General features: G+C 42.1%; 17 protein-coding genes. 12 read left to right on the top strand and 5 right to left on the bottom strand.

Annotation, left to right across the window (positions count from 1 at the left end):
- Nucleotides 1–11: 11 nt before the first annotated feature.
- A complete protein-coding gene (locus A5883_RS11570) occupies nt 12–1784 on the top strand; it encodes an oleate hydratase (protein WP_010747625.1) in 1773 nt (590 codons plus the stop codon).
- 86 nt (nt 1785–1870) lie between these two features.
- Here the strand turns inward: A5883_RS11570 and A5883_RS11565 are convergent, their stop codons facing one another.
- Nucleotides 1871–2659, bottom strand: a complete 789-nt coding sequence (locus A5883_RS11565; protein ID WP_086338611.1) for a MerR family transcriptional regulator — start codon at nt 2657–2659, stop codon at nt 1871–1873.
- Between the two features lie 73 nt (nt 2660–2732).
- On the opposite strand from A5883_RS11565, the gene A5883_RS11560 reads away from it, so the two are divergent.
- The 4 genes from A5883_RS11560 to A5883_RS11545 all read left to right on the top strand — a co-directional run bounded on the left by A5883_RS11560 (nt 2733) and on the right by A5883_RS11545 (nt 7301).
- Nucleotides 2733–3356, top strand: a complete 624-nt coding sequence (locus tag A5883_RS11560; RefSeq protein ID WP_086338610.1) for a GNAT family N-acetyltransferase — start codon at nt 2733–2735, stop codon at nt 3354–3356.
- A gap of 156 nt (nt 3357–3512) precedes the next feature.
- Nucleotides 3513–4352, top strand: a complete 840-nt coding sequence (locus A5883_RS11555) for a Cof-type HAD-IIB family hydrolase (RefSeq protein ID WP_176323982.1) — start codon at nt 3513–3515, stop codon at nt 4350–4352.
- 108 nt (nt 4353–4460) lie between these two features.
- Nucleotides 4461–5408, top strand: a complete 948-nt coding sequence (locus tag A5883_RS11550; protein ID WP_086338608.1) for a hypothetical protein — start codon at nt 4461–4463, stop codon at nt 5406–5408.
- A 228-nt stretch (nt 5409–5636) separates the two neighbouring features.
- Nucleotides 5637–7301, top strand: coding sequence for a peptide ABC transporter substrate-binding protein (locus A5883_RS11545; protein WP_016610573.1), 1665 nt, complete (start codon nt 5637–5639; stop codon nt 7299–7301).
- 194 nt (nt 7302–7495) lie between these two features.
- Here the strand turns inward: A5883_RS11545 and A5883_RS11540 are convergent, their stop codons facing one another.
- Both A5883_RS11540 and A5883_RS11535 read right to left on the bottom strand, forming a co-directional pair.
- Complete coding sequence (locus A5883_RS11540) at nt 7496–8080, bottom strand: polymer-forming cytoskeletal protein (protein WP_010747631.1); 585 nt, start codon at nt 8078–8080, stop codon at nt 7496–7498.
- A 245-nt stretch (nt 8081–8325) separates the two neighbouring features.
- A complete protein-coding gene (locus A5883_RS11535) occupies nt 8326–9135 on the bottom strand; it encodes a MurR/RpiR family transcriptional regulator (protein ID WP_008377267.1) in 810 nt (269 codons plus the stop codon).
- Nucleotides 9136–9242: 107 nt separating this feature from the next.
- On the opposite strand from A5883_RS11535, the gene A5883_RS11530 reads away from it, so the two are divergent.
- The 5 genes from A5883_RS11530 to A5883_RS11510 all read left to right on the top strand — a co-directional run bounded on the left by A5883_RS11530 (nt 9243) and on the right by A5883_RS11510 (nt 15374).
- Nucleotides 9243–11114: a beta-glucoside-specific PTS transporter subunit IIABC gene (locus A5883_RS11530; RefSeq protein ID WP_086338607.1), complete on the top strand. Its 1872-nt coding sequence runs from the start codon at nt 9243–9245 to the stop codon at nt 11112–11114.
- The gene (locus tag A5883_RS11525; protein ID WP_016610579.1) at nt 11111–12553 is read left to right on the top strand and encodes a glycoside hydrolase family 1 protein; all 1443 of its coding nucleotides are present in this window, start codon (nt 11111–11113) and stop codon (nt 12551–12553) included. The genes A5883_RS11530 and A5883_RS11525 overlap by 4 nt, the downstream gene beginning before the upstream one ends.
- A 1-nt stretch (nt 12554) precedes the next feature.
- Nucleotides 12555–14015 (top strand): glycoside hydrolase family 1 protein, encoded by a 1461-nt coding sequence (locus A5883_RS11520; protein ID WP_074536531.1) that lies wholly within the window; start codon nt 12555–12557, stop codon nt 14013–14015.
- A gap of 247 nt (nt 14016–14262) precedes the next feature.
- Nucleotides 14263–14463, top strand: coding sequence for a cold-shock protein (locus A5883_RS11515; RefSeq protein WP_005225331.1), 201 nt, complete (start codon nt 14263–14265; stop codon nt 14461–14463).
- A 557-nt stretch (nt 14464–15020) separates the two neighbouring features.
- Entirely contained in the window at nt 15021–15374 is a 354-nt protein-coding gene (locus A5883_RS11510) for a nuclear transport factor 2 family protein (RefSeq protein WP_086338606.1), read from the top strand.
- A gap of 450 nt (nt 15375–15824) precedes the next feature.
- Here A5883_RS11510 and A5883_RS11505 read toward each other — a convergent pair whose 3' ends face one another.
- Nucleotides 15825–17225 carry a metallophosphoesterase gene (locus tag A5883_RS11505; protein ID WP_086338605.1) on the bottom strand — a complete coding sequence of 467 codons (1401 nt, stop codon included), beginning with the start codon at nt 17223–17225 and terminating at the stop codon, nt 15825–15827.
- Nucleotides 17226–17616: 391 nt separating this feature from the next.
- Between A5883_RS11505 and A5883_RS11500 the strand changes: the two genes are divergently transcribed.
- Nucleotides 17617–18993, top strand: a complete 1377-nt coding sequence (locus tag A5883_RS11500; protein WP_034858235.1) for a CHAP domain-containing protein — start codon at nt 17617–17619, stop codon at nt 18991–18993.
- Between the two features lie 164 nt (nt 18994–19157).
- Here A5883_RS11500 and A5883_RS11495 read toward each other — a convergent pair whose 3' ends face one another.
- The gene (locus A5883_RS11495) at nt 19158–21296 is read right to left on the bottom strand and encodes a HelD family protein (RefSeq protein ID WP_086338604.1); all 2139 of its coding nucleotides are present in this window, start codon (nt 21294–21296) and stop codon (nt 19158–19160) included.
- Between the two features lie 263 nt (nt 21297–21559).
- Between A5883_RS11495 and A5883_RS11490 the strand changes: the two genes are divergently transcribed.
- The gene (locus tag A5883_RS11490; protein ID WP_016610585.1) at nt 21560–22597 is read left to right on the top strand and encodes an NADH:flavin oxidoreductase/NADH oxidase; all 1038 of its coding nucleotides are present in this window, start codon (nt 21560–21562) and stop codon (nt 22595–22597) included.
- Nucleotide 22598 lies beyond the last annotated feature (1 nt).

The raw sequence follows: 22598 nt of genomic DNA, 5'->3' as shown, positions 1-22598 counted from the left end.
GAGGGATCTACATGAGATATACGAACGGAAATTACGAAGCTTTTGCAAGAAGCAGAAAACCGAAAGATGTCGAAAAGAAAGAAGCCTATATTGTTGGTGGGGGATTAGCAGGACTTGCTGCGGCAGTCTTCTTGATCCGTGACGGCCATATGGCGGGTGAGAAAATCCACGTCCTTGAAGAACTTTCTTTATCAGGCGGTTCATTGGACGGAAAATTCATTCCCCATGATGGATTTGTGACCCGCGGCGGTCGAGAAATGGAAAATCATTTTGAGTGTCTGTGGGATCTATTTCGCTCGATTCCATCTTTGGAGGTGGAAGATGCTTCGGTGTTAGATGAGTTTTACTGGTTGGACCACGATGATCCAAATTCGTCTAACTGTCGGATCATTCACAATCGCGGCCAACGAGCAGCAGATGATGGAGAATTTACCTTGTCTGCTACAGCACAAAAAGAATTAACCCAATTATTTATGACTTCAGAAGATCAATTGATCGGGAAAAAAATCGAAGATGTTTTTGGCGATGAATTCTTTGAATCCAATTTTTGGCTATACTGGTGTACGATGTTCGCCTTTGAAAAATGGCATTCGGCGATTGAAATGCGCCGCTATGTGTTGCGTTTTGTGCACCATATCGATGGCTTGCCTGATTTTACTGCGTTAAAATTTACCCGTTACAACCAATATGAGTCATTGGTCAAACCACTACTTGCTTATTTGGAAGAACAAGGAGTTGACTTCCAATATGAATGCACCGTCAGCAATATTGATGTTCGGATCGTGGGCGAGGAAAAAGTTGCTCAAAAACTTGTGCTAGAAAAAGCGGGGGCAATCGAAGAAATTCCTTTATCAGAAGATGACTTGGTCTTTGTTACCAACGGATCGATCACTGAAAGTTCCACGCAAGGGGACCATTATACTCCAGCGCCTATCTCAAAAGCACCTGGTGGCAGCTGGCGTTTATGGAAAAACTTGGCGGCGCAATCGCCTGAGTTTGGTCATCCAGAAGTCTTTTATGAAAACTTGCCTGAAGAAAGCTGGTTTGTTTCGGCAACCGTGACTTGGCAGAATTTTGATGTGGAACCTTATTTAGAAAAATTGACCCATCGCAAGTTACGAACAGGCAGAATCGTCACTGGCGGGATCATCACCATCAAAGATTCCAATTGGATGATGAGCTTTGCGACCCATCGCCAACCGCACTTTAAAGAACAAAAAGACCAACAAACGATCACATGGGTGTATGGCTTGTTGTCAAATACACCAGGAAACTACATCAAAAAACCAATTGAACAATGTTCTGGACAAGAAATCGTGCAAGAACTGCTTTACCATTTAGGCGTGCCGGAAGCAGAAATCCAACGCATTTCAAAAGAATCAAGTGTGGCAGTTCCAGTCTACATGCCGTTTATCACTTCTTACTTCATGCTGCGTGAACCAGGGGATCGGCCATTGGTTATTCCAAATGGCTCCAAAAACTTAGCTTTTATCGGTAATTTCGCAGAGACTGAACGAGACACTGTTTTTACAACAGAATATTCCGTTCGGACTGCAATGGAGGCTGTTTATCAGCTATTAGATGTGGAACGTGGGGTACCAGAAGTGTTTGCTTCCGCTTATGATCTACGTACTTTGGCCAAAGCTGTCTATTATCTGACCGATAAGAAAAAAATTACGGAAATGGAGCTGCCGTTTATCGAACGGAAACTCTTGGAAGGCTTCGTTAAGAAAACCGAACATACCTACATTGGCGATCTGTTGAAAGAAAACCATTTGATTTAAATAAAACGCAACGACAACGAGGCGAAAGAAGCTGCTCGTTGTCGTTGCGTTTTTTATTTACTTTTTAGCGCAGTTTGAACGAATCATTATTCCTCAGATAAAATCCGAACTTGGATCTCTGTCAAATAAGCTCGCTCGTTGCTAAGGGTCGTTTCGTGGATCGATCGTTCATAGAAGTAGTCATCGACTTGCCATTGGTGCGTCGCAATCAGCTGCTTGAGTTTTTGATAGACCTGCTTCAATCCTTCGTCATCCCCCTGATAAATGGCGGTTAAATAGCATCCTGCTGGTTTCACGAAGGAAGTCCTTTGCGGCTCTTCTTGACGCACGTAAACGTAGTCGATGTCTTGCGTATCGTCTTTGTTCGTCCGAATCATAAAACCGTACTCGTTATTCGAAAAAAGATAAGGCTGTGCCATCAAAAGGTCGTAGGCTTGGGTGATCATCTCTGGGATGGAGCTGCCGTTTAATCTAGGACTAAGGGAGAAATATTCCTCTGGCTGTTCCTTCAAGGTGAAGGGGGAAGTTTTTTCTGCAGCCAGGCGCAAGTCCGCAGCTTTTCGTTCGATGATTTTTTTGATGTTGGTCAACTGCTGAATTTTTTCATCGATGGTTTGCCGCTTGGCTTCCAATAAGTTTCTCATGGTCTCGGCATCCCCCTGCAGCGCTGTTTGGATCTCTTTTAAGGGCATCGATAATTCTTTCAATGACAGGATCAATCCGAGATCCAAAAGTTGATCAAGGGAATAATACCGATACCCGTTCTCGTCTTTACTGTTTGGTTGAAATAGCCCAATCTCGTCATAATAGTGGAGTGTCCGAGGATTGATCCGCGCGAAGCGTGCCATTTCCGATACTTTTAATTTGGTTTTCATGAAACTCCTCCTTGACCTTACAGTTACTGTAAACTTTATACTAAGGATAGTCAACTACTGGGAGGAAGATAGAATGAATAAAAAAGTAACGTATCGACCATTTAAACGAGAAGATCTGCCTGCGCTTGTGCAAGTAATTATTGATAGCTGGAACTACGACAAGCAATTTGACAAGAAGACCGCCAAGCACTTTGCTCATGTCTTTTTGTGTTATGAACTTGCCCGTGCGACCTATTCGCGGGTGGCTCTTTTAAATGGTGAAGCTGTCGGTATCTTATTAGCAGACAGTAAGAGAGGGAAGAAGCTTCATCCAGCGCGCTATTGGGGGAAAACGATTTGGCATGCTGGCTGCTTACTGCTTACGAAAGAAGGGAGAAACACGCTGCTGCATTATGCCAAGGAGGTGGCTGAGTTAAATCAAGCGATGTTGAAAGACTTACAAATTCCTTTTCAGACCGAAGTTGGTTTGTTTGCCGTTAGTCCCAAAACACAAGGATTGGGTGTAGGCAAGCAGCTCTTTACTTCCTTTTTAGCGATGGTCCAGCAGAAAAAAACGGCTCCGTTTTTCCTTTATACCGATACCACCTGTAATTTCGGTTTTGATGAGCATATGGGCTTGAAGCGGGCAGCTGCTGTGAAACGCTGGATCAAAAAACCGATGAAGAAGGAAATCGAGTTTTATATCTATACTTCCTAAGAGTGCAGCGATGCACTCTTTTTTCATTGGCTAGTATGGTAAACTGGAAGCAAAGAAGGTCAAGGAAGCTGTTTTCGTTTTATGGAAACGGCGCTTATTTTGGTCGAAAGCGATGGCTCAATCCGCTTTCGTAAAAAGGATGGGGAATGGGAAAGGATGGTTTATTTGGAAAAAAAGCAGATAGGGTTTATTTTAAGTGATATTGATGGGACGATCTTGGATCATAAGCATCAAATCGATCTGGATTTGATTGAAGAAATCAAACGATTGAAGCAGCAAGCGATTCCTTTTGTTTTGGCTTCCGCTCGCTCCCCGAAAGGAATGCTACCGATAGCTCAAGAATTAGGGATAGAAGACTGGCCCTTGGCTTGTTACAACGGTGCCCTGATTGGAGGGTACGATCAAAAGGGCACACTGGTACCGATTTTCAGTCATGAGGTCAAAAAAGCAGAAGCAAATACTTTGGTTGCGCGCATCAAAGCTGATTTTCCTGGTGTTTCCATCAATGTCTACTCTGGTGATCAGTGGTATTGCGAAAGAGTGGACCAATGGGCACGAGCAGAAGCGGCGATCACCAAAGAGACTCCTGTAGAAACTTCATTAGAACAACTGTTGGCACAAGAAGCTTTTGAGGTTCATAAGTTTCTTTTGATCGGCACAACGGCAGAAATCCAAGCGCTTCATGCTGCCTGCCAGAACGCTGGATTTTTAGAAAGCGCCTTTTACTTATCCAAAGAGAATTATTTGGAAGTCACTCATCAAGCTGTGGGAAAAGATAAGGCGCTAAATGAATTGGCGGCCTATTTTCAAGTGCCGCTGGCGCAAACCTTAGCGATTGGCGATAATTTTAACGACCTGCCAATGATTGCTTCAGCTGGTATTGGTGTTGCGATGGAGAATGCGCCCGAATTGGTCAAAGCAAAAGCTGATTTTGTGACGACTAGCAATACAGACCATGGGGTTGCTGATGCGTTGCGGCGATTTGTCACAGAATAGATAAAAAAACTAGGTTTTTTGAACAAATTGATTGACTTTCATTTCTACTCTCCTTAAACTTTTAGCTATACCTAAAAAGGTAAGTGTTTGTTGGAAAGAAGGAGAAAAATGAATAAGAAGATCGAGAAGACATTGACCAAATTTGCCGAGCCGTTGGGGCTCTCCGTTGATACTTCCACTGGGGTGATTTATGGAACGTATCATAGTTATAAACTTTTTTTAGTTCAAGAGAATAACAATAGTTATTCTCTAGTGGCTCATTTTTCACTTAGCAAAGATGGCGAACTTCCCAACCAAGAAGAAGTCAAAGAAGTTTTAAGTGAGTCAAAAGAGATCATCGACTGTGTGATCCAAGGATATCAAGTTGCCTATACTTTACGCGGAGCGATGACTGCAGGGAAAACCGTGGACAAGTTACGTACTGCGTTGGACCAGTTGACGAATTTTTTGAAGACGAAAGGCTTCAAAAATGCTTGTACCTTCTGCGGCGCGGTCACTGAGCCGGTTTCGCTGTATGCTATTGGCGGCGCTCCTGTCATTGCCTGTGAAGCTTGCTTTAAGAAACAACAAGAAGCAGTCCTTGCGCAAGAACGGGAAAAAGGGCAGAAAAAAGAAAATTGGTTAGCTGGAACCGTGGGTGCGTTTCTTGGCTCACTGATTGGTGCCGGCGCAATTATTTTATTAGGACAACTGGGGTATGTTGCTGCATTGTCTGGGATCGCGATGGCGATCTGTGCCATCAAAGGGTATGAATTATTAGGTGGAAAACTCAGCACAAAAGGTATTATTAGTAGTATTATCGTCATGATCATCATGGTCTATGTCGGGAATCGTATCGACTGGTCGATCAGTGTAGCGAATTATTACACGGACGTTGATGTCTTCTATGCCTTCCGTATTTTACCTGATTTGATTCGTGAAGGATATTTGGAAGCGAGTCAATATTACGGGAACTTAGGTCTGGTCTATCTCTTTACGGCGATTGGGGCTGTGCCAACTATTATCGCTACGGTACGAGAGGGGAAAGTGACGCGTCAAAGCTATAAAATGGAGTAATCCACGTTTCTATCCAAAGATAAAAAAACACAAAGTGAGATCTTTTTCGCTTTGTGTTTTTTGTTTTTGTGTCATAAATAATAACATGCAGTGTTAACATAAAAAATAAATAATAATAAAATGAGAAAAATAGCTTGCTTTTATAATTAATATTTATTAAAATCTTATTTACATTCAGAGTTTTGTAATAATTCTGAAAATTTTGGATTTTCATAAGGGGTAGGTAAGATGAAGAAAAAATGGGGATATGGTGTCGTCGCTGTTTGTGGAATCGTATTAGCAGGTTGCTCAACAGGAGGGACATCAAGTACAGGTGAAAGTTCAAGTGGTAGTGGGACAGCAGCTGCCGAACAAATTTTTAATGTTGTGGTTCAACAAGAAATGCCGAGTGCCGATCTATCCTTAGCCACCGATACGATCAGTTTCAGTGCTTTAAATAATGTGTATGAAGGGTTGTACCGCTTAGATGCTGATAGTAAGCCCGAACCTGCAGGTGCCGCCGAATTAGCGGAAGTCAGTGAAGATGGTCTGACCTATAAATTGAAACTACGAGAAGATGCCAAATGGTCAAATGGAGAACCAGTAACGGCAGCGGATTATGTGTTTGGTTGGCAACGCACCGTAAGTGCGGAAACAGGTTCTGAGTATGCGTACTTATTTGCGCCCGTAACCAATGCCGAAGCGATAACAGCAGGTGAAAAAGATGCCTCAGAATTAGGGATCAAAGCAGTCAGTGACTATGAATTAGAAATCACGCTGACGACACCTACGCCATACTTCCAATACTTATTGGCATTTCCATCCTTCTTCCCACAAAGCCAAGCAGTCGTAGAAGACAACGGCGATCAATATGCTTCAACGAGCGACAATGCCGTTTACAATGGACCCTTTGTGTTGGCTGGCTTTGATGGGCCAGGAACCGATACAGAATGGTCATATGAAAAGAACGACCAATATTGGGACAAAGAGACGGTGAAACTTGATACCATCAATGTTAGTGTCGTAAAAGAATCATCGACCTCCTTGAATCTATTCCAAGATGGGCAAGCAGACGACGTCATCTTAACAGGAGAATTGGCACAGCAAATGGCCAATGATGAAGCGTTTGTGTCAGAACCATTAGCCCGTACTTCCTATATCGAGTTGAATCAGCGCGAAGAAGATTCGCCATTCCGCAATGAGGATCTGCGTAAAGCAATCTCTTATGCCATCGATCGTGATGCATTAGTGACATCGATTTTAGGGGACGGTTCATTGGCTTCCACAGGATTGATACCAAAAGGAATGACCTTTAACCCAACTGATAATACTGATTTTGTCGATGAAGCGGAAAGTGTCATTGAATACGATCAAGAAAAGGCCAAAGAACATTGGGAAAAAGCCAAAGAGGCGTTAGGAATCGATTCCTTGAGCTTTGAAATTTTGGCTTCTGATACAGATTCAACCAAAAAGGCCATTGAGTATATTCAAAGTGCGATTCAAGACACGCTGGATGGGGTGAAAGTTAGCCTAAGTCCTGTTCCTTTCTCCGTTCGTTTAGATCGTTCAAACTCAGGTGACTTTGATGTCGTCATGGGTGGTTGGGGAGCTGACTATGCGGATGCTAGCAGCTTTACTGATTTGTTTGTTACCGACAATTCCTACAACCGCGGTCGTTGGACAAGTGAGGAGTACGATGCAGCAGTGAAATCGTCTGCCACGACAAATGCTGGCAATCCAGATGCTCGCTGGCAAGATTTGTTAGATGCAGAGAAAATCATTATGGATCAACAAGGGGTCATCCCTGTGTACCAAAACGTTGAAGCTCATTTACGTGCACCAAAAGTAAAAGGGGTCGTATCACACGGTGCTGGTGCGCAATATGACTACAAGTGGGCAGTTATTGAAGAATAAGCGCCTAAAGAAGAAACTGGTTTTGCGTAAGCAAGCCAGTTTTTTTTCTTGGGCTTTGTTCTTACTTACACAATGTTAGTAATGAGAGCGGATGCAATTGTTTATAAAAAAACAAAAAAAGTTGGCAAGGGATCAACGATCGACTTGCCAACCTCGTTTTTTGTTCATCTATTTCACAGAAATCCAGTGAAAGATTATTCGCTAACTGTTACGTCACCTGTTACAGAAGCGCCATCTTCGTCAAGTGTTGCTGAATCTTGGAATTCTTTTGAAGTGAATGTTACGTTACCTTCAACTTTTGCACCGTTCAATACAAAGCCGTTAGCATTCACTTCAACGTCACCTTTGATTACACCGTGAACGATGTTGAAGTTTTCTGAGTTAACGATCAATTTAGGAACAGTTACTGTGTATTCAGCTGTTACGTTGCGGTCTTCATCTTGTGAGTACAATGCAAATTTACGGTAGATATCAGCAGAGTCGTCACCTTTGTCGTGGAATTCGCCATCAACGGTTACATCGTTATCAAATGTCATGTCGCCAGTTACAGCAACGATCCAGTTACCATCTGCGCTCAATGCTTTTTCGATCACTGAAGTTTGGTCACTGATAGAAGCAGTTGAAACAACGTCATCTGATGATTCAGTTGATGCAGCAGTTGAAGCTGCTGTTGATGATGATGAGCTTGCAGCTGTATCGTTATCTGAACTACATGCAGCTAAAAGAGTGCCTCCCATAAGCAATGATGCAGCGATTAAAGTGATTTTAGTTTTTTTCATGTTTCCTTCTCCTTTGTATTCCCATAGTTTTCTTAAAAACAAAATGATTATACCATACCGAGGTGAAGTTTGTGAAACAAAAAACATAAATGAGGAGAAATTTAATAAATAGCAGCCTAGGATTAAAAAAATTTCAAAGAAACTAGGAATAAATGAGTGACGCTTACGAATGAATGAGACATCTTATTCACAAAGAACCCTCCATTATGGAAGAAATGCCCTTCTTCTATAATGGAGGGTCATTACTACATGCGCTTTCGATCCGTCAACTGCTTGAACTTCGATACGATCAAATCCATGATGAACTGATACATAAAGGCATGGGTTTGGAAATGGGTTTGATGAGGGAAGATGATTGCTTCTTGGACAAAAGGAAGTTCCGAGATCTGTGGGTTGGCGGTGATCACAATGACTTTGGCTTTGGTTCGATCAAAGAAATCTTTTCGAGGCGTTCCATTTCGAATTTGTTGCTTGGTCAGGTAGTCACCGGAATTGGTAAAAATAATAAAAAGCGATTCTTCATCGGCAGATTTGATGATTTCTTCCTGTACGAGATCGTCTTGGAAGGTCCGAATGAACTTGCCGTTGTAAGCTAGTTTGATCTGGAAATCAATAGCAGCCGATTCTGAGAATAATATTCCAAAAGCAAAGACATTTTTATGCGAAACAATTGCTTGTGCGACCCGTTCGATGGCTGGCAGATCAAGATGATGCCGCAGATAATCGATGTCTTGTATCACTGCGTCAAAATAGGAGTCTACGCCTTCTTGCTCCAAAGCAGACAAAATATTCGAGCGATAATTTAGCGGATTGTTGAAGCGGTTCTCGATGAAAGCTGCGTTGTCTTTTAAATCACCATAGTCATCAAAGCCTAAGGTACGGGCGAATTTTGAAACGGTTGACTTTGACACATGGCAAAGAGCGGCGAATTCACCAATACTTAGAGTTTGGATCTGATCGTAATAGTTGATCATGGTCAAACCGATATAGTAGTTGGTGGAATCAGTGGGTGCATTATTTAAAAGATTCAATAAACGAATGATTAAGAGGCCCATTTTCTTTCCTTTCTTGTAAGCAGTTTCCAAATTGCGAACTTTCGCAGGTGAGAGAAAAAAATCTGCTATAGTAACGCCATAAAGCGCTTTATAAATCAAACACGGGAGTGAGTCATTTGGCAAAAGATTATTCAAAACTTGCTAGTGAAATTATAGCACAGGTCGGTGGGGAACAAAATATCGTTAGCCTGTATCATTGCATCACTAGATTGCGTTTTAAGTTGAAAGATGTCGAGTTGGCACGAAAAAATAAGGATAAGATTCAGCAGCTTGATGGGGTATTGTCTGTCATTGAAGGAAATGGCCAGTTTCAAGTCGTGATCGGTAATCATGTAGCAGATGTTTTTCAAACGATCATGAGCAAGTATTCGATCCAAAATGCTTTGGAAAGTGATGGGGATGCCGAAGAATCAACAGAAAAACAAGGCAATGTATTTATCCGATTCTTCAATGTATTGTCTGCGATCTTTAATCCAATCATTGTTGCTCTTGCAGGGGCAGGGATGTTGAAAGCTTTGCTAGTTGTTTTTACAACCTATCATTTGATGGATGCGGAAGGAAGCACCTATAAAATATTAGCTGCTGCTGGCAATAGTGTCTTTTATTTCTTGCCTTTATTTTTAGCGATCAGTGCAGCGCGGATTTTCAAAGTCAATATGTTTATTGCTTTAGCAATCGTTGGGGCGTTGCTGGAGCCGAATTTTACAGCAATGGTGACGGAAAACGGTGTGACGGTCGATTTCTTTGGCATCCCAGCTGTGTTGATGGGGTATTCGGGTACCGTGATTCCAGCGATCGTTTCGATCTATATCTACTCGCACTTGGAACGACTACTTAAACGGATCATTCCTAAGAGTATCGAGATTTTTGCTCTATCACTAGTGGCTCTTTTGATCATGGTGCCTTTGACCGTTTTGATCATTGGACCGGTCGGTGTAATGCTTGGGGACGGTTTAGGCAATGCCATGAACTTTATCAGCGATAAGAGTGGGCTGTTGGCTGGCTTGTTGATCGGTGGCGGTTGGACATTCTTAGTAATGATCGGGATCCATTGGGGAGTTGTACCGATCATGGTCAATAACCTAGCGGTATATGGCTATGATACGCTGCGCCCGATGATCGCAGCAGCAACATTTGCGAGTGCTGGGGTTGCTTTAGGTGTGTTTTTACGCTCTCGCAGAAAAGAAACCAAAGGCCTGGCGCTATCTTCTTTGCTTCCAGCATTGCTTGGAGGAATTACAGAGCCAATCGTCTATGGACTTTCGGTAAAATTTAAAAAGCCGTTGATTGCTCAAACCATCGTTGGTGCCCTTGCTGGTGCGTTTATGGGAATGATGCAAACCAAGGCCATCGTCTATGTTTTCCCAGCATTGACGACATTGCCAGCTTTCTTTGGGGACACCTTTGTGTACTATTTGATCGGCATTGCCTTTGCGTTCTTCGGTACTGCTATTTTGACCTATGTATTAGGATTTGAAGAGACGCTAGAACCTGTTTTAGAAGAAGGTGCAGGGCTGCAAGTGATGACACCAGTTGCTGGTGAAGCGATCACGCTTGATGATGTCAAAGATGAAGTATTTTCTTCTCGAGCAATGGGGGATGGATTAGCCGTTTATCCATCAGCCGGCGATATTTATGCGCCACTTACTGGTACGGTTGTGACAGTTTTTCCAACTGGACATGCTTTTGGGATCCAATCAGCTGCTGGGACGGAAGTGTTGGTTCATATCGGCTTAGACACGGTTGATTTAGCAAAAGGCGTGTTTGAGATTTCGGTGAAACAAGGGGATCAAGTCGTGAAGGGGCAAAAAATTGGCACCTTTGACTTAGCAAAAATTATTGAAAAAGGATATGATCCGACAACCATGCTGGTCTTTACCAGTGTGATCAAAGAAGATGCATTGACAGTTGTGGATCAAGCGAAAAAAGACGTTACCGCTTTGGTAGCAAATGATTTATTAAAAGGAGCGATTTCATGAGTGTATTTCCAAAAAATTTCCTATGGGGCGGCGCAATCGCCGCAAATCAAGCCGAAGGAGCTTATTTGGAAGGAGGAAAAGGATTAAGTGTAGCGGATATTTTACCAGTTGGTGAAAAACGTATTGAGCAAGTTTCACTGCAGCTTGAAGAGGATAACTTTTATCCGAGCCATGAAGCCATCGACTTTTATCATCGGTACCCAGAAGACATTGAACTGTTTGCGGAAATGGGCTTGAAGTGTTTGCGTACCTCAATTGCTTGGAGTCGCATTTTTCCGAATGGGGATGAGACGGAACCCAATGAAGCAGGTTTACAATTTTATGATGATTTATTTGATGCCTTGAATGAAAAAGGGATCCAACCAGTTGTTACATTAGCTCATTTTGAGACGCCACTGCATTTGGTGACGAAATATGGTGGTTGGCAAAATCGTGCACTGATCGATTTTTTTGATCGGTATACAAAAGTGGTTTTTGCACGCTACAAAGGGAAAGTGAAATATTGGATGACTTTCAATGAAATCAACCATACCCATACGATCCCGTTACTCGCAGCAGGTATCGATGTGTTTTCTTTCGAGACTGAAGAAGAAAAATTACAGGCACTTTATCAAGCAAGTCATAATATGTTTGTTGCAAGTGCCAAAGCAGTTCTGAATGGGAAGGCAGTAGATGAAAACAATCAGATTGGCTGTATGCTGTCACTGAGTCCGATTTACCCTGCAACGTGCAACCCGCAAGATGTTTTTGAATCGTATCAACTGCGCCGTCGTTCCTTGTTCTATAGTGATGTGCAATTGCGAGGAGCCTATCCGGAATACTTCGACCGCATCGTGAAGGATAATCATCTGTTGCTGGACATTACAGAAGAAGATCTAGCGATCATTAAAGCGGGGACCTGCGATTATTTAGGCTTTAGTTTTTACCGCAGCTCATTGCATGAAGCAGGCATGAAAATTTTAGGCAATACTGGCGGATTACTAGGGAAAAAGAATCCTTACCTAAAAGAAACTGCTTGGGGATGGCCGATCGATCCGCTGGCATTACGCTATGTTTGCAGCGAATTGACTGATCGCTATCAAAAACCATTATTTATCGTTGAAAATGGAATTGGTTTAAAGGATGTTGTCAATGAAGATGGATCGATCGTCGATGAAGAACGGATGGCCTATTTGAAAGACCATGTAGAAGCAATGGCGGAATCGATCAAAGATGGCGCAACGATTCTAGGCTATACATGGTGGGGACCGATCGATATCGTTTCTGCGGGGACAGGAGAGATGGAAAAACGATACGGCTTTATCTATGTTGATAAGCAAAATGATGGTAGCGGAGATCTTTCCCGCAAGAAAAAAGCTAGTTTTGCGTATTATCAGCAAGTGATCGCCACGAATGGGGAAGCGTTGGCGTACGAATCATTTTTGAAAGGCGGCAAGTAAAATGAAAAGTTATTTTCCAAAAGATTTCCTCTGGGGAGGAGCAACAGCTGCCAACCAAGTTGAAGGAGGTTCTGGAATCGATGGAAAAGGCTTGTCGGTTTCTGATGTCTATCTATTCGATTCCTCAATGCCGAAAGAACGATGGACTGACCAATGGCATATGATGACTCATCAGCAAGTTGCAGAAGCACAGGATCCAAACAGCACGAAATACTATCCGAAAAGACAGGGAATCGATTTTTATCATCACTTTAAAGAAGATATTCGTTTATTTGCTGAGATGGGCTTCAAAGCCTATCGGATGTCAATTGCCTGGACACGGATCTTTCCAAAGGGGGATGAGGTAGAGCCAAACGAAGCTGGATTGGCATTTTACGACGCAGTCTTTGATGAGTGTTTGAAGTATGGGATCGAACCAGTGGTATCACTATCCCATTATGAGATGCCTTTGTATTTAGTGACTGAGTATGGAGGATGGCCAAACCGGCAAGTGATCGACTTTTACGTCCGTTTTGCCAAGACGGTGATTGAGCGATACCAAAAGAAAGTCAAATACTGGGTGACTTTTAATGAAATCAATTGTGTCAAACACCATCCATATGTTAGTGTCGGGATCATTGAAGAAGGTCATCCTAATATTGAACAAGACAAGTACCAAGGGGCGCACCATCAATTTGTCGCCAGCGCAATCGTGACTGACTATTGCCATCGATTGATTCCCGATGCCAAGGTCGGCTGCATGATCAGCTATCAATTATTAACGCCGTACAGCTGTGATCCAGACGATGTCCAAAAAACAGTTGAAAGTCAACGTACCTCACTCTTTTTCAGTGATGTGCAGGCAAGAGGCTATTATCCAGCATATGCCAACCGCATGTTTGAAGAAAAAGGAGTGGAATTGGTGATCGAACCAGGAGACTTAGAAGTCATCCGAGAAAACCCGGTTGATTTTGTTTCCTTTAGTTACTATATGTCCAGTGCAGTCAGCGCACATCCAGAACGATTGGAAAGTGCTGTTGGGAATCTGATCACTGGTGGGATTAAAAATCCCTATTTGCCAAGCAGTAAATGGGGCTGGCAGATCGATCCCAAAGGGTTGCGAACAGCATTGAATCAACTCTATGACCGCTACCAAAAACCTTTGTTTATTGCCGAAAACGGTTTGGGAGCAGAAGATGTCGTAAACGAAGATGGCACCATCGATGATTTTTATCGAATCGACTATCTGCGTCAGCATATTGAACAAATCAATGAAGCGTTGCATGATGGCGTCGAGGTCTTTGGCTATACGGCATGGGGCTGTATCGATATCATTAGTGCCTCAACCTCACAAATGTCGAAACGTTATGGCTTTATCTATGTTGACCAAGACGATGAAGGCAATGGCACAAAGAAACGCATCAAGAAAGCGTCATTTGATTGGTACAAAAAAGTAATTGCTTCAAACGGCGCAACTCTTTGATTTTTGATTCTTCCAGATAAAGCAATTGCTAGGCTTAATCATAAGGTTTCTTAACAATTTAGCTTTTTATCAAGAAAAAAAGCCAACTTTATTTGCTATTTTATTTTAACCATGCTATGATGAATAGGTAAAGTTCTGATATGTTAATACTTGTTTATCTTTTCTATTGATACACACTTCAATTACACATCATTTTCTATTACAAACAAATAAACACAGTCGATGTGTAATATGGAGGTATACGTTTATGAATAACGGTACAGTAAAATGGTTTAATGCAGATAAAGGTTTTGGATTTATTACAGGTGAAGACGGCAATGATGTATTTGCTCACTTCTCAGCTATCCAAGGCGACGGCTTCAAAACTTTAGAAGAAGGTCAAGCAGTGACTTTCGACGTTGAAGAAGGCCAACGTGGCTTACAAGCAACAAACATCGTTAAAGGTTAATTGACGTTAACAAGCGAGAATCCATTGGGTTCTCGCTTTTTTTGTTTTATTTTATATAAATATTGAAATGGATCGGGTGTTGATGATCTGCTACAAGAGAATAGTTGCAGGTTTTGAGGACCTGACATGGTAAATAGTACATCTTTGATTTCACTATTCAACTAGCCCTAAGCGTCGCGGTTTACTTACCTATGATTTCTCATTCGATGATAAGCGTATAAAAAGAAAGAGGGGCTGTATACCGTATTCAATAAATTAATAAAGTGGTTGAATAGGTTTAGTGGCGTTGCTACCATTAAAAGCAATGATTACTAGTGATTCAAATGGCATGACTCATGTGAATGGAATAAAGAAACAGGTAAAGCAAAACATGCTACGATTCAATATATGGTACCCCGTACTTATACAAGAGTAATCGATGTGAAAGATCGATATTTCTTATTCGTTTCATCGATATTGTCTTGAATGAATTGTAAAAGTAGAATATATTGGTACAAATTAGCTGCTTTTTTTATTGCGATTGGAACAAAGATGATTACATTTCGAGGGGGATTTATATGAAGCCAAAAGAAATACTTTGCCAATGGGTTGATGCGTTTAATCAGGCAGATGTAGGATGTATTTCAGAATTATATGATGAGAATGCAATAAACCACCAGGTTGCCAATGAGCCAGTTGTTGGGAAAGAAGCGATCAAGCAGATGTTTGAGCAAGATTTTTCTAACGCAAACATGGTTTGTATCGTTGAGAACATTTTCGAAGATGGACAATGGGCAATTTTAGAGTGGCGTGACCCCTTAGGTTTGAGAGGCTGCGGTTTTTTTCAAATAGTAAATGATAAAATTTTATTTCAAAGAGGCTACTGGGATAAATTATCTTTCTTAAAACAGCACGACTTGCCTATTGAATAAAAGGAATTCCCTTATAGGAATGGTTAGCAGATATGCATGACAGGAAGGTTGATCGCTTCACGTAGAATTCTTAAAGGAGCAACACTGTTTGAAAACAATACCTTTTGTTTAAGTAATGATTAAGAATAAGCTAGTTTACTTCCGTCGGCGCCTTGTTGCGTGGTATAGTTATTGATAAGCGACAAATATTTTTGTACCACACGTTACTTGTTTTGAAGAAATTTATTCAAACCTGGCGTAACTTCAGAGTTACAAGGATACAATAGAGGTTAGGGATTGTATCGTTTAAATGAGAAATAAATAATAGTAGTAATAGTATGCTGCACTTTCAAAGAATAAATATTGACTCGTCAGATAGCCTTCTCGTTTACCCAAACGAGAGGGCTATCGTTCATTAGAAAAGAAAAAGTGTCTTTTTCCTAAAAGAAAGGAAGAAGACACTTTTTAGCTTTATTCTGCTGTGAGGGGGATCGTCAGCTTGCGATCATCGGTTTGATCGTCCAGCATTGAATCGACATATTGCTTCAAAAAGTAAGAATAGGTCGCTAACCACTGATACTCCTCGGAGTCTTTGATGGCAGCTTTTTCTTCGGCTGAGTAAGTATCATTGCCAGTAAAAAGGGCAGTGTTCAACTTCGTGACAAACGTGCAAAGTTTTGTCATCTGGGCATCTGACAGTTCAGACACTGCGGACAATTGGTCACGGACCAGTTGGTCGGTGTCTTTTTCAAAAATACTTTTCTGGTAGTTTTGATAGTTCAGCAACTGTTCATCAGTTTGCTTCGTTTCAGCCGCCCAAGCATCGAGATCAATCTGCCGAGCTTCATAGTTGATTTCCTTGTCAGAAAGAGAAAGGACGCCGTAGCCTAATTCTGCTGTTGAATAAGACCCAGTGACTGCTTCATAAAGCGAATCATTCCCTTCGTTAATGTCTTGAATGTGGATATGACCAGAGAAAACGGCTGGCACGTTGAAGCGTTCCAACAAAGCGACAGTCTCAGAGGCGTTGTCGAGAACATAACCGTCTTGTAAGAGTTCATTATGACCAAACAAGTTATGGTGCAAAAAGACCAGTGGTACTTGCTCCGCTTCTTTCGTCAGGGTTAATTGCTCCTCCAACCAAGTTAGAGTAGCCGGTTTCAACTCACCATTCGTAGTAGGGTCATCCCAATTAACCTCAGAATCGTAGATACATGAATCGAGCAAAAAGAGACGATACTTGTCGTTTAACTGAATGCTGTAGCTAAGGGAAGACTTGTCGATACTGTTGGCTTTTTCGTAACCTTCAGCAAAAATCGTTTGAAAATCCTCAGGACTGATTTGATCTGCGTAGTATTCCTTTTCACCTTTAAATGCTCGCGCCCAACCATTGTAAATCTCGTGGTTGCCAGGTAATGCTAAAACCATAATGTCAGCTTCTTGCAATGGTTCAAGCAATCTTGCCAACTCTTGAGCACTTGCTTTCTCGCCATTGAGCGTCATATCACCGGTCAAAATAATTCCCGTGGGTTTCTCTTTTAAGGCTTGAGCGGTGAAGGCCTCGATCGATTGTTCTTGATACGTCATCTCTTTGCCAGCAGCTCCCTTTGTGAAGGTCTGAAAGGCTGCGCCGTTATCATGGAGCGTGGAGGAAAGAAAATGAATATCACTTAAGAGCCAAAACTCACTGTTGCTCGCCTGTTGCAATGGAGTATCGGCTTCATGCACCTTACGAAATTGAAAGAATAACAGGAAACAGGTGACAAAAAGTGTAAGTAGTGCCAATGGCCAAAACCATTTTTTGTGTGTACGAATCGCGATTCCCTCCTCGCTTGTTTTATTTATTATAGAAAGGAATAGGGATCTTGTCACATAAATGGTCTTTTTTTGAATGATTTCTTGTTTTCATAGTTTTTTTTATTAAAAAAAGTGTGATCAAGCTTTAAACCCTGACGAATTAGCTTTATTTTCGATAAAGATAACATGAATTGATTTTAGTTTTGATGATGAAAATGAAAAGAAAACGCGGTAATTTATTCAGAAACGTTGATTTAACGGTCTTTAATTGTCCTGTTATTTATCGTTGAGATAAAGGGAGTGTTAGATTGAAACATTTTTGTAACATTTCCTTTATCTGTGTGTCATATCATTATGGTAGAATTCATTTGTCGTTAAATCGAACATTAAACTTTCTTAGACAAAATTAAGTTTTTATAAAGGCAGTTCATCTGTCAAATCAACCAGCTAGTCGGAGGAAAAACGAGTGAAGAATAGTTTGTTATCAGCATTAATGGTGTGTTCACTAACATTAACAGCAGTTGCAGCACCTGCATTAGCATTTGCAGATTCCATTGATGATCAAATCGAGCAGCAAGACCAAAAAATCAATTCTCTTAAAGGTCAGCAAGCTGACGCCCAATCACAAATCGATTCTCTAGAAGCAGAAATTGAAACAGTGAGTGCAAAAGTTGCTTCATTAGAAGCGAAACAAGTTGAGTTAGGTCAAGAAGCTGAGAAATTGCAAGACAAAATCGCAACATTGAAATTGCGTATTGCCAAACGTGAAGAAGCAATCCAAAAGCAAGCCCGTGATGTACAAGTTAACGGTCAAAGCACCAATTTCATTGATGCTGTTTTAGAAGCAGATTCTTTAACGGATGTTATCGGTCGCGTACAAGCGATGACAACGATTGTCAATGCAAACAATGATTTAGTTGAACAACAAAAACAAGACAAACAAGATGTTGAAGACAAAGTCAAAGAAAACGAAAGCAAAATCCAAGAAGTTGCTGCGAACCAAGCAGAACTTAGCCAACAAAGAGATGCCATCGCAGCAAAACAAGCTGATTTAAATGTCTTGAAAGCAAACTTAGCAGCAGAACAAGCGACTGCTGAAAAAGACAAAGATGCATTGAACAAGAAAAAACAAGAAGCGGAAGCTGAAAAAGCCCGTATCTTGAAAGAACAACAAGAAGCTGCTGCTGCTCAAAAAGCAGAAGAAGAAAGACAAGCTGCTGCTTTGAAAGAAGCACAACAAGAAGCTGCTGCTCAATCAACTGAAAGCACGACAGAGAATACAACAGCTTCTACTGAAACAGCAACAAGTAGTTCTTCAAGCAACACAAGCTCAAGCAATACCAGCAGTTCTAACAGCTCAAGTTCATCGAACGCAGGCTCTTCAAACACTGGTTCAAGCAATTCAAGCTCAAGTAACTCAGACTCAAACTCTTCATCAAACAATAATTCTACCGGAAGTATTTCTACTGGCGGCGGAAAAGATCATTCAAGCTCAGGTAACATGTATGCTTGGGGTCAATGTACTTGGTACGTGAAAAGTGTTGCACCATGGGTAGGTACTTACTGGGGTAACGGAGCACAATGGGGTGCGTCAGCTGCAGCTGATGGGTACACTGTCAATGGTACACCAGCAGCCGGTGCCGTTGTAGTCTTTGCCGCTGGTCAATCAGTTGGTGGCGAATGGACTGCTGATCCAGTTTATGGACACGTTGCTTATGTTGAATCATACAACCCATCAAACAATACCATCACAATCTCTCAAGGCGGAATGGGCTTTGACAGTCCTGGTGGACCAAATAGAGCTACGATGAACGCATCTGGATATACTTACATCCATCGCTAATCAATTCAAAAGCAAAGCATCAACGCAATCGCGTTGATGCTTTTTTATTTGATCGATAGCTTTCTAAATCAATCAGATAAGAGAACTACTCAGAGAGGCAAGACAGGGTTCTCTCAAATCTCATCAAGATTCTATAGAAAGTAGGAGGTTTCTCGTTTTACTATTCAAGGAGTGAGAAACGGCGAAAAGGTTCCTTTTGAAGTTACCACCAGTTCTTCCATTGCACGAGAAATCGCCGTGTAGAGAATTCGCCGGTCTTGATCGGTATGATAATTTTCTTCTGAGACATCATATAAGAGGACCTGCTTAAATTCCAATCCTTTGGCAAGATGAATCGGTAAAACCGTTCCATGAAATGACACGGCCTGTTTATCGAAGAACTGTTTGAGCTCCTCACTGGATCGACTATCTTTGGTGATGATCGTTACTGGTTGCTTAAGTTCCTTTACTATGTCTACTAACGCAACGTCAGGCAGATTGGCATAAAACTGTGGCAACTTTCCTTCTGGTCGAACGGCAGAGATGTTTAAATTGGTTTTTTTTGGGAGCATTTGGGCAAATAACCGCGTGATTGCACCGCTAGAACGATAACTCGTAGTCAGCTGATACGTTTCGAGGAATTTCGCCTGTTGTTGAAATAACGTTTGGATTTCTGATACGGTGATGGCACTTGTAAAGATCGCCTGTTGCTGATCCCCCACGAGGGTAAAAGCGGTCATAGGAAAAAGACATAATAGAAACTGAATTTGTGCTGGCGTATAATCTTGGACTTCATCGATAAACAGATAGCGTAACGCAGGGACAGGTTGTTTTTCGGCGAGCAAATGACGAATCAGCAATAGACAAACGGTATAATCCAAACTATCTGTTGTTTGCGTCAAAGTGATCTGTCCGTGAGTAAAATAGTCGGCACTGTCTGCTAACAATCGTTTCGTATCAAACCAAGTAAGGTCTTTGATTTGTTTGGAAACCGTTGCGTATTTTTTCTTCAGGAGGCGAATGGCTGCTTTCTGAATTGTTTTTTCTGAATCATCCTTTAAAACTGTCCCTAATAGGGAGCGCTGTTCGTCTTCAGTCAAAGAACGAACTTGGTCGTGAACATTTGTTGCTAAGGCATTTTTTTGCAGTCGTTCCTCCCAAGCGTAAGCCAATTTCTTTTTGACTGCTTGGATGCGATCGCGCAAGGATGCCTGTTTCGGTGTCTCTTGGAAGAAAGTGTCGATCGTTTCTTCAGAAAAAAGGACGACGTTTTTTCTTTTGATTGGTTTAAACTGAAGCACAAGTTCTTCTGGCAGCTGTTTGCTCAAGGATTGAAGAAAGCGGCTGAAGTCAGCACTGCGCAAAAGGTCGATTGCTTCACTGGGTGTTTGCTGGATGCGGTCAAAATACGCCTCTTCCGATTCTAAGTCAACACTAGGAAATGCTTGGCAAAACTGCCGCATGGTCAACGTCAATGGATTTTTTTCACCGAGGGAAGGCAGCACTTGCGAAATATAATCAATAAACCGAGAGTTCGGGGAGAGGATCAAGACATTCTCTGCGGTCATCTCTTCACGAAAATGGTACAGCAAAAAGGCGATCCGTTGCATGACAGCAGACGTTTTTCCGCTTCCAGCAACACCGTTGACCAGTAGGTTTTTATGCGCTAAGTCACGGATGATGACGTTTTGTTCGTGTTGGATCGAAGCAGTGATGTCTTGCATTTTTTTGCTATTATTGGCCTCAAGGGCTGCCAGTAACACTTCATCTTGAATCGCGACTGAGGTATCGAAGGCTTGCTTCAATTGATCTTTTTCGATAATAAATTGTCGGCGATGTTCAAGAGCGGCAGAAATCGTCTGATTGTTCACTTGATAAGAGACTGGGCCCAAGCGTTTGGCATAGAACAATTCGGCAATTGGGGAGCGCCAATCATAGATCAGCCCTTCCTTATTTTCATTAACAAAACCATTGATCCCAATGTAAAAATCTTCTATTGTTTCCTCATCTTCAAACTGTAGGGAGATTTTACCAAAGTAGGGACTATCCAGTAGACGGTCGATGGCAGCTAATTCACGTTCAGCAGATTGAAGAGCGGCGTTCATTTGGTCGATCTCACGGTTCTTACTTTCGATGGCAGCAAAAGTATCTAAACGGTCAGCAAAATTATCAAAGTTTAAGCGAATCTCTTCGCCGATGCTTTGCATCGCAAGGCGATCTTTTTTTCTGCCTTCAGTCAAGAAACTGCTCAGCCCTGTCTTTCGCGTCAGCAATTGCTGGTACGTGTCTGCGAGATGCTTCTTTTCAGCCTTTAGGTCGTTCATTCAGACTCACATCCATTCTCCAAAGTATCTCAATTATACGAGCATCCACCAAAAATACTAGTCTATTTTTTTGACTCTGGATGCGGTATAATAATAGTGGGAAGAGGCAGCTGATTGTTCCAATGTCATGGGAGCAAGCAGAATGCGTCTATTTTTTTGTTTTAAAAATGAGAAAAAGGGTCATTGCTTGTGTTTTTGAAGGGGCTGTTTATACTGAATATAGAGAAAAATACAAAGCGAAGAATCGTTGAGGGAGTGTCAGCATGTCCAAATTATTGTCACCAGTGAAGCTAGCGAATTTAGCATTGGCCAACCGCGTCGTTATGTCGCCGATGTGTATGTATGAAGTAAAAAAAGAAGACGGTGTTGCGGAACCCTTTCATTTTGTTCACTACGGGGCACGAGCATTAAGCAAAGTCGGCTTGATCATTATTGAAGCGACTGCCGTTGAACCAGACGGACGAATCACAAACAATGATCTAGGGTTATGGAATGAAGAGCAGCAAACAGAGCTGACGAAATTGGTGGAACTGCTGCATGGGTTCGATGCGCAAGTAGGCATCCAACTAAGCCATGCAGGACGAAAAGCAGTTGATGCCACCAATCCTTTGGCACCAAGTACCGTTGCCTTTAACGAACGCTACCCGTTACCGTCAGAAATGACCCTGTCGGAAATCAAACGGGTGCAAGATAGTTTTGTTCAGGCTGCCCAACGAGCAGCCAAAGCGGGTGTCACGATGATCGAACTTCATGGGGCTCATGGCTACTTGATGGATCAATTTCTTTCGCCTCTCGTCAATCAACGAACCGACCTGTATGGTGGTTCCTTAGAGAATCGGTATCGCTTTGTAAAAGAAACGGTACAAGCAGTTCGAGCAGTCTTTTCTGGGTCCTTGTGGATGCGCTTGTCACTGACAGACTATGAAGAACCAGGACGCCAAAATTCGTTGGAAGATTGGCAGCAAGTAGCCCAATGGCTTCAAGCAGATGGCATTGATTGTCTTGACTGTTCCACAGGCGGTGTGGTGGATAAAAAGCCTAATATTCCGATCTATGATGGCTACCAAGTGCCCTTTGCTGCAGCTATCAAGCAAGTGGTCGATATTCCCGTAACAGCAGTCGGTTTATTGGATAATCCTGATCTTTGCGAATATCTTTTGCAAACCAATCAAGTGGATTTGGTTTTACAAGGCCGCGCATTGATCAGAAATGTCAACTGGTTGGCAGATGCAGCGGCGAAACTTCACGATAAGTCCTTTCAAGCGTACAATGATTCCTATCAACGCGGGGGGAAGCGTTGAT

It is taken from the genome of Enterococcus sp. 5B3_DIV0040 (genome assembly GCF_002140755.1).
Classification (GTDB): Bacteria; Bacillota; Bacilli; order Lactobacillales; family Enterococcaceae; genus Enterococcus_D; species Enterococcus_D casseliflavus.
Note: the sequence above shows the minus strand (reverse complement) of the source record. Positions and strands in the feature narration are given on the sequence as shown.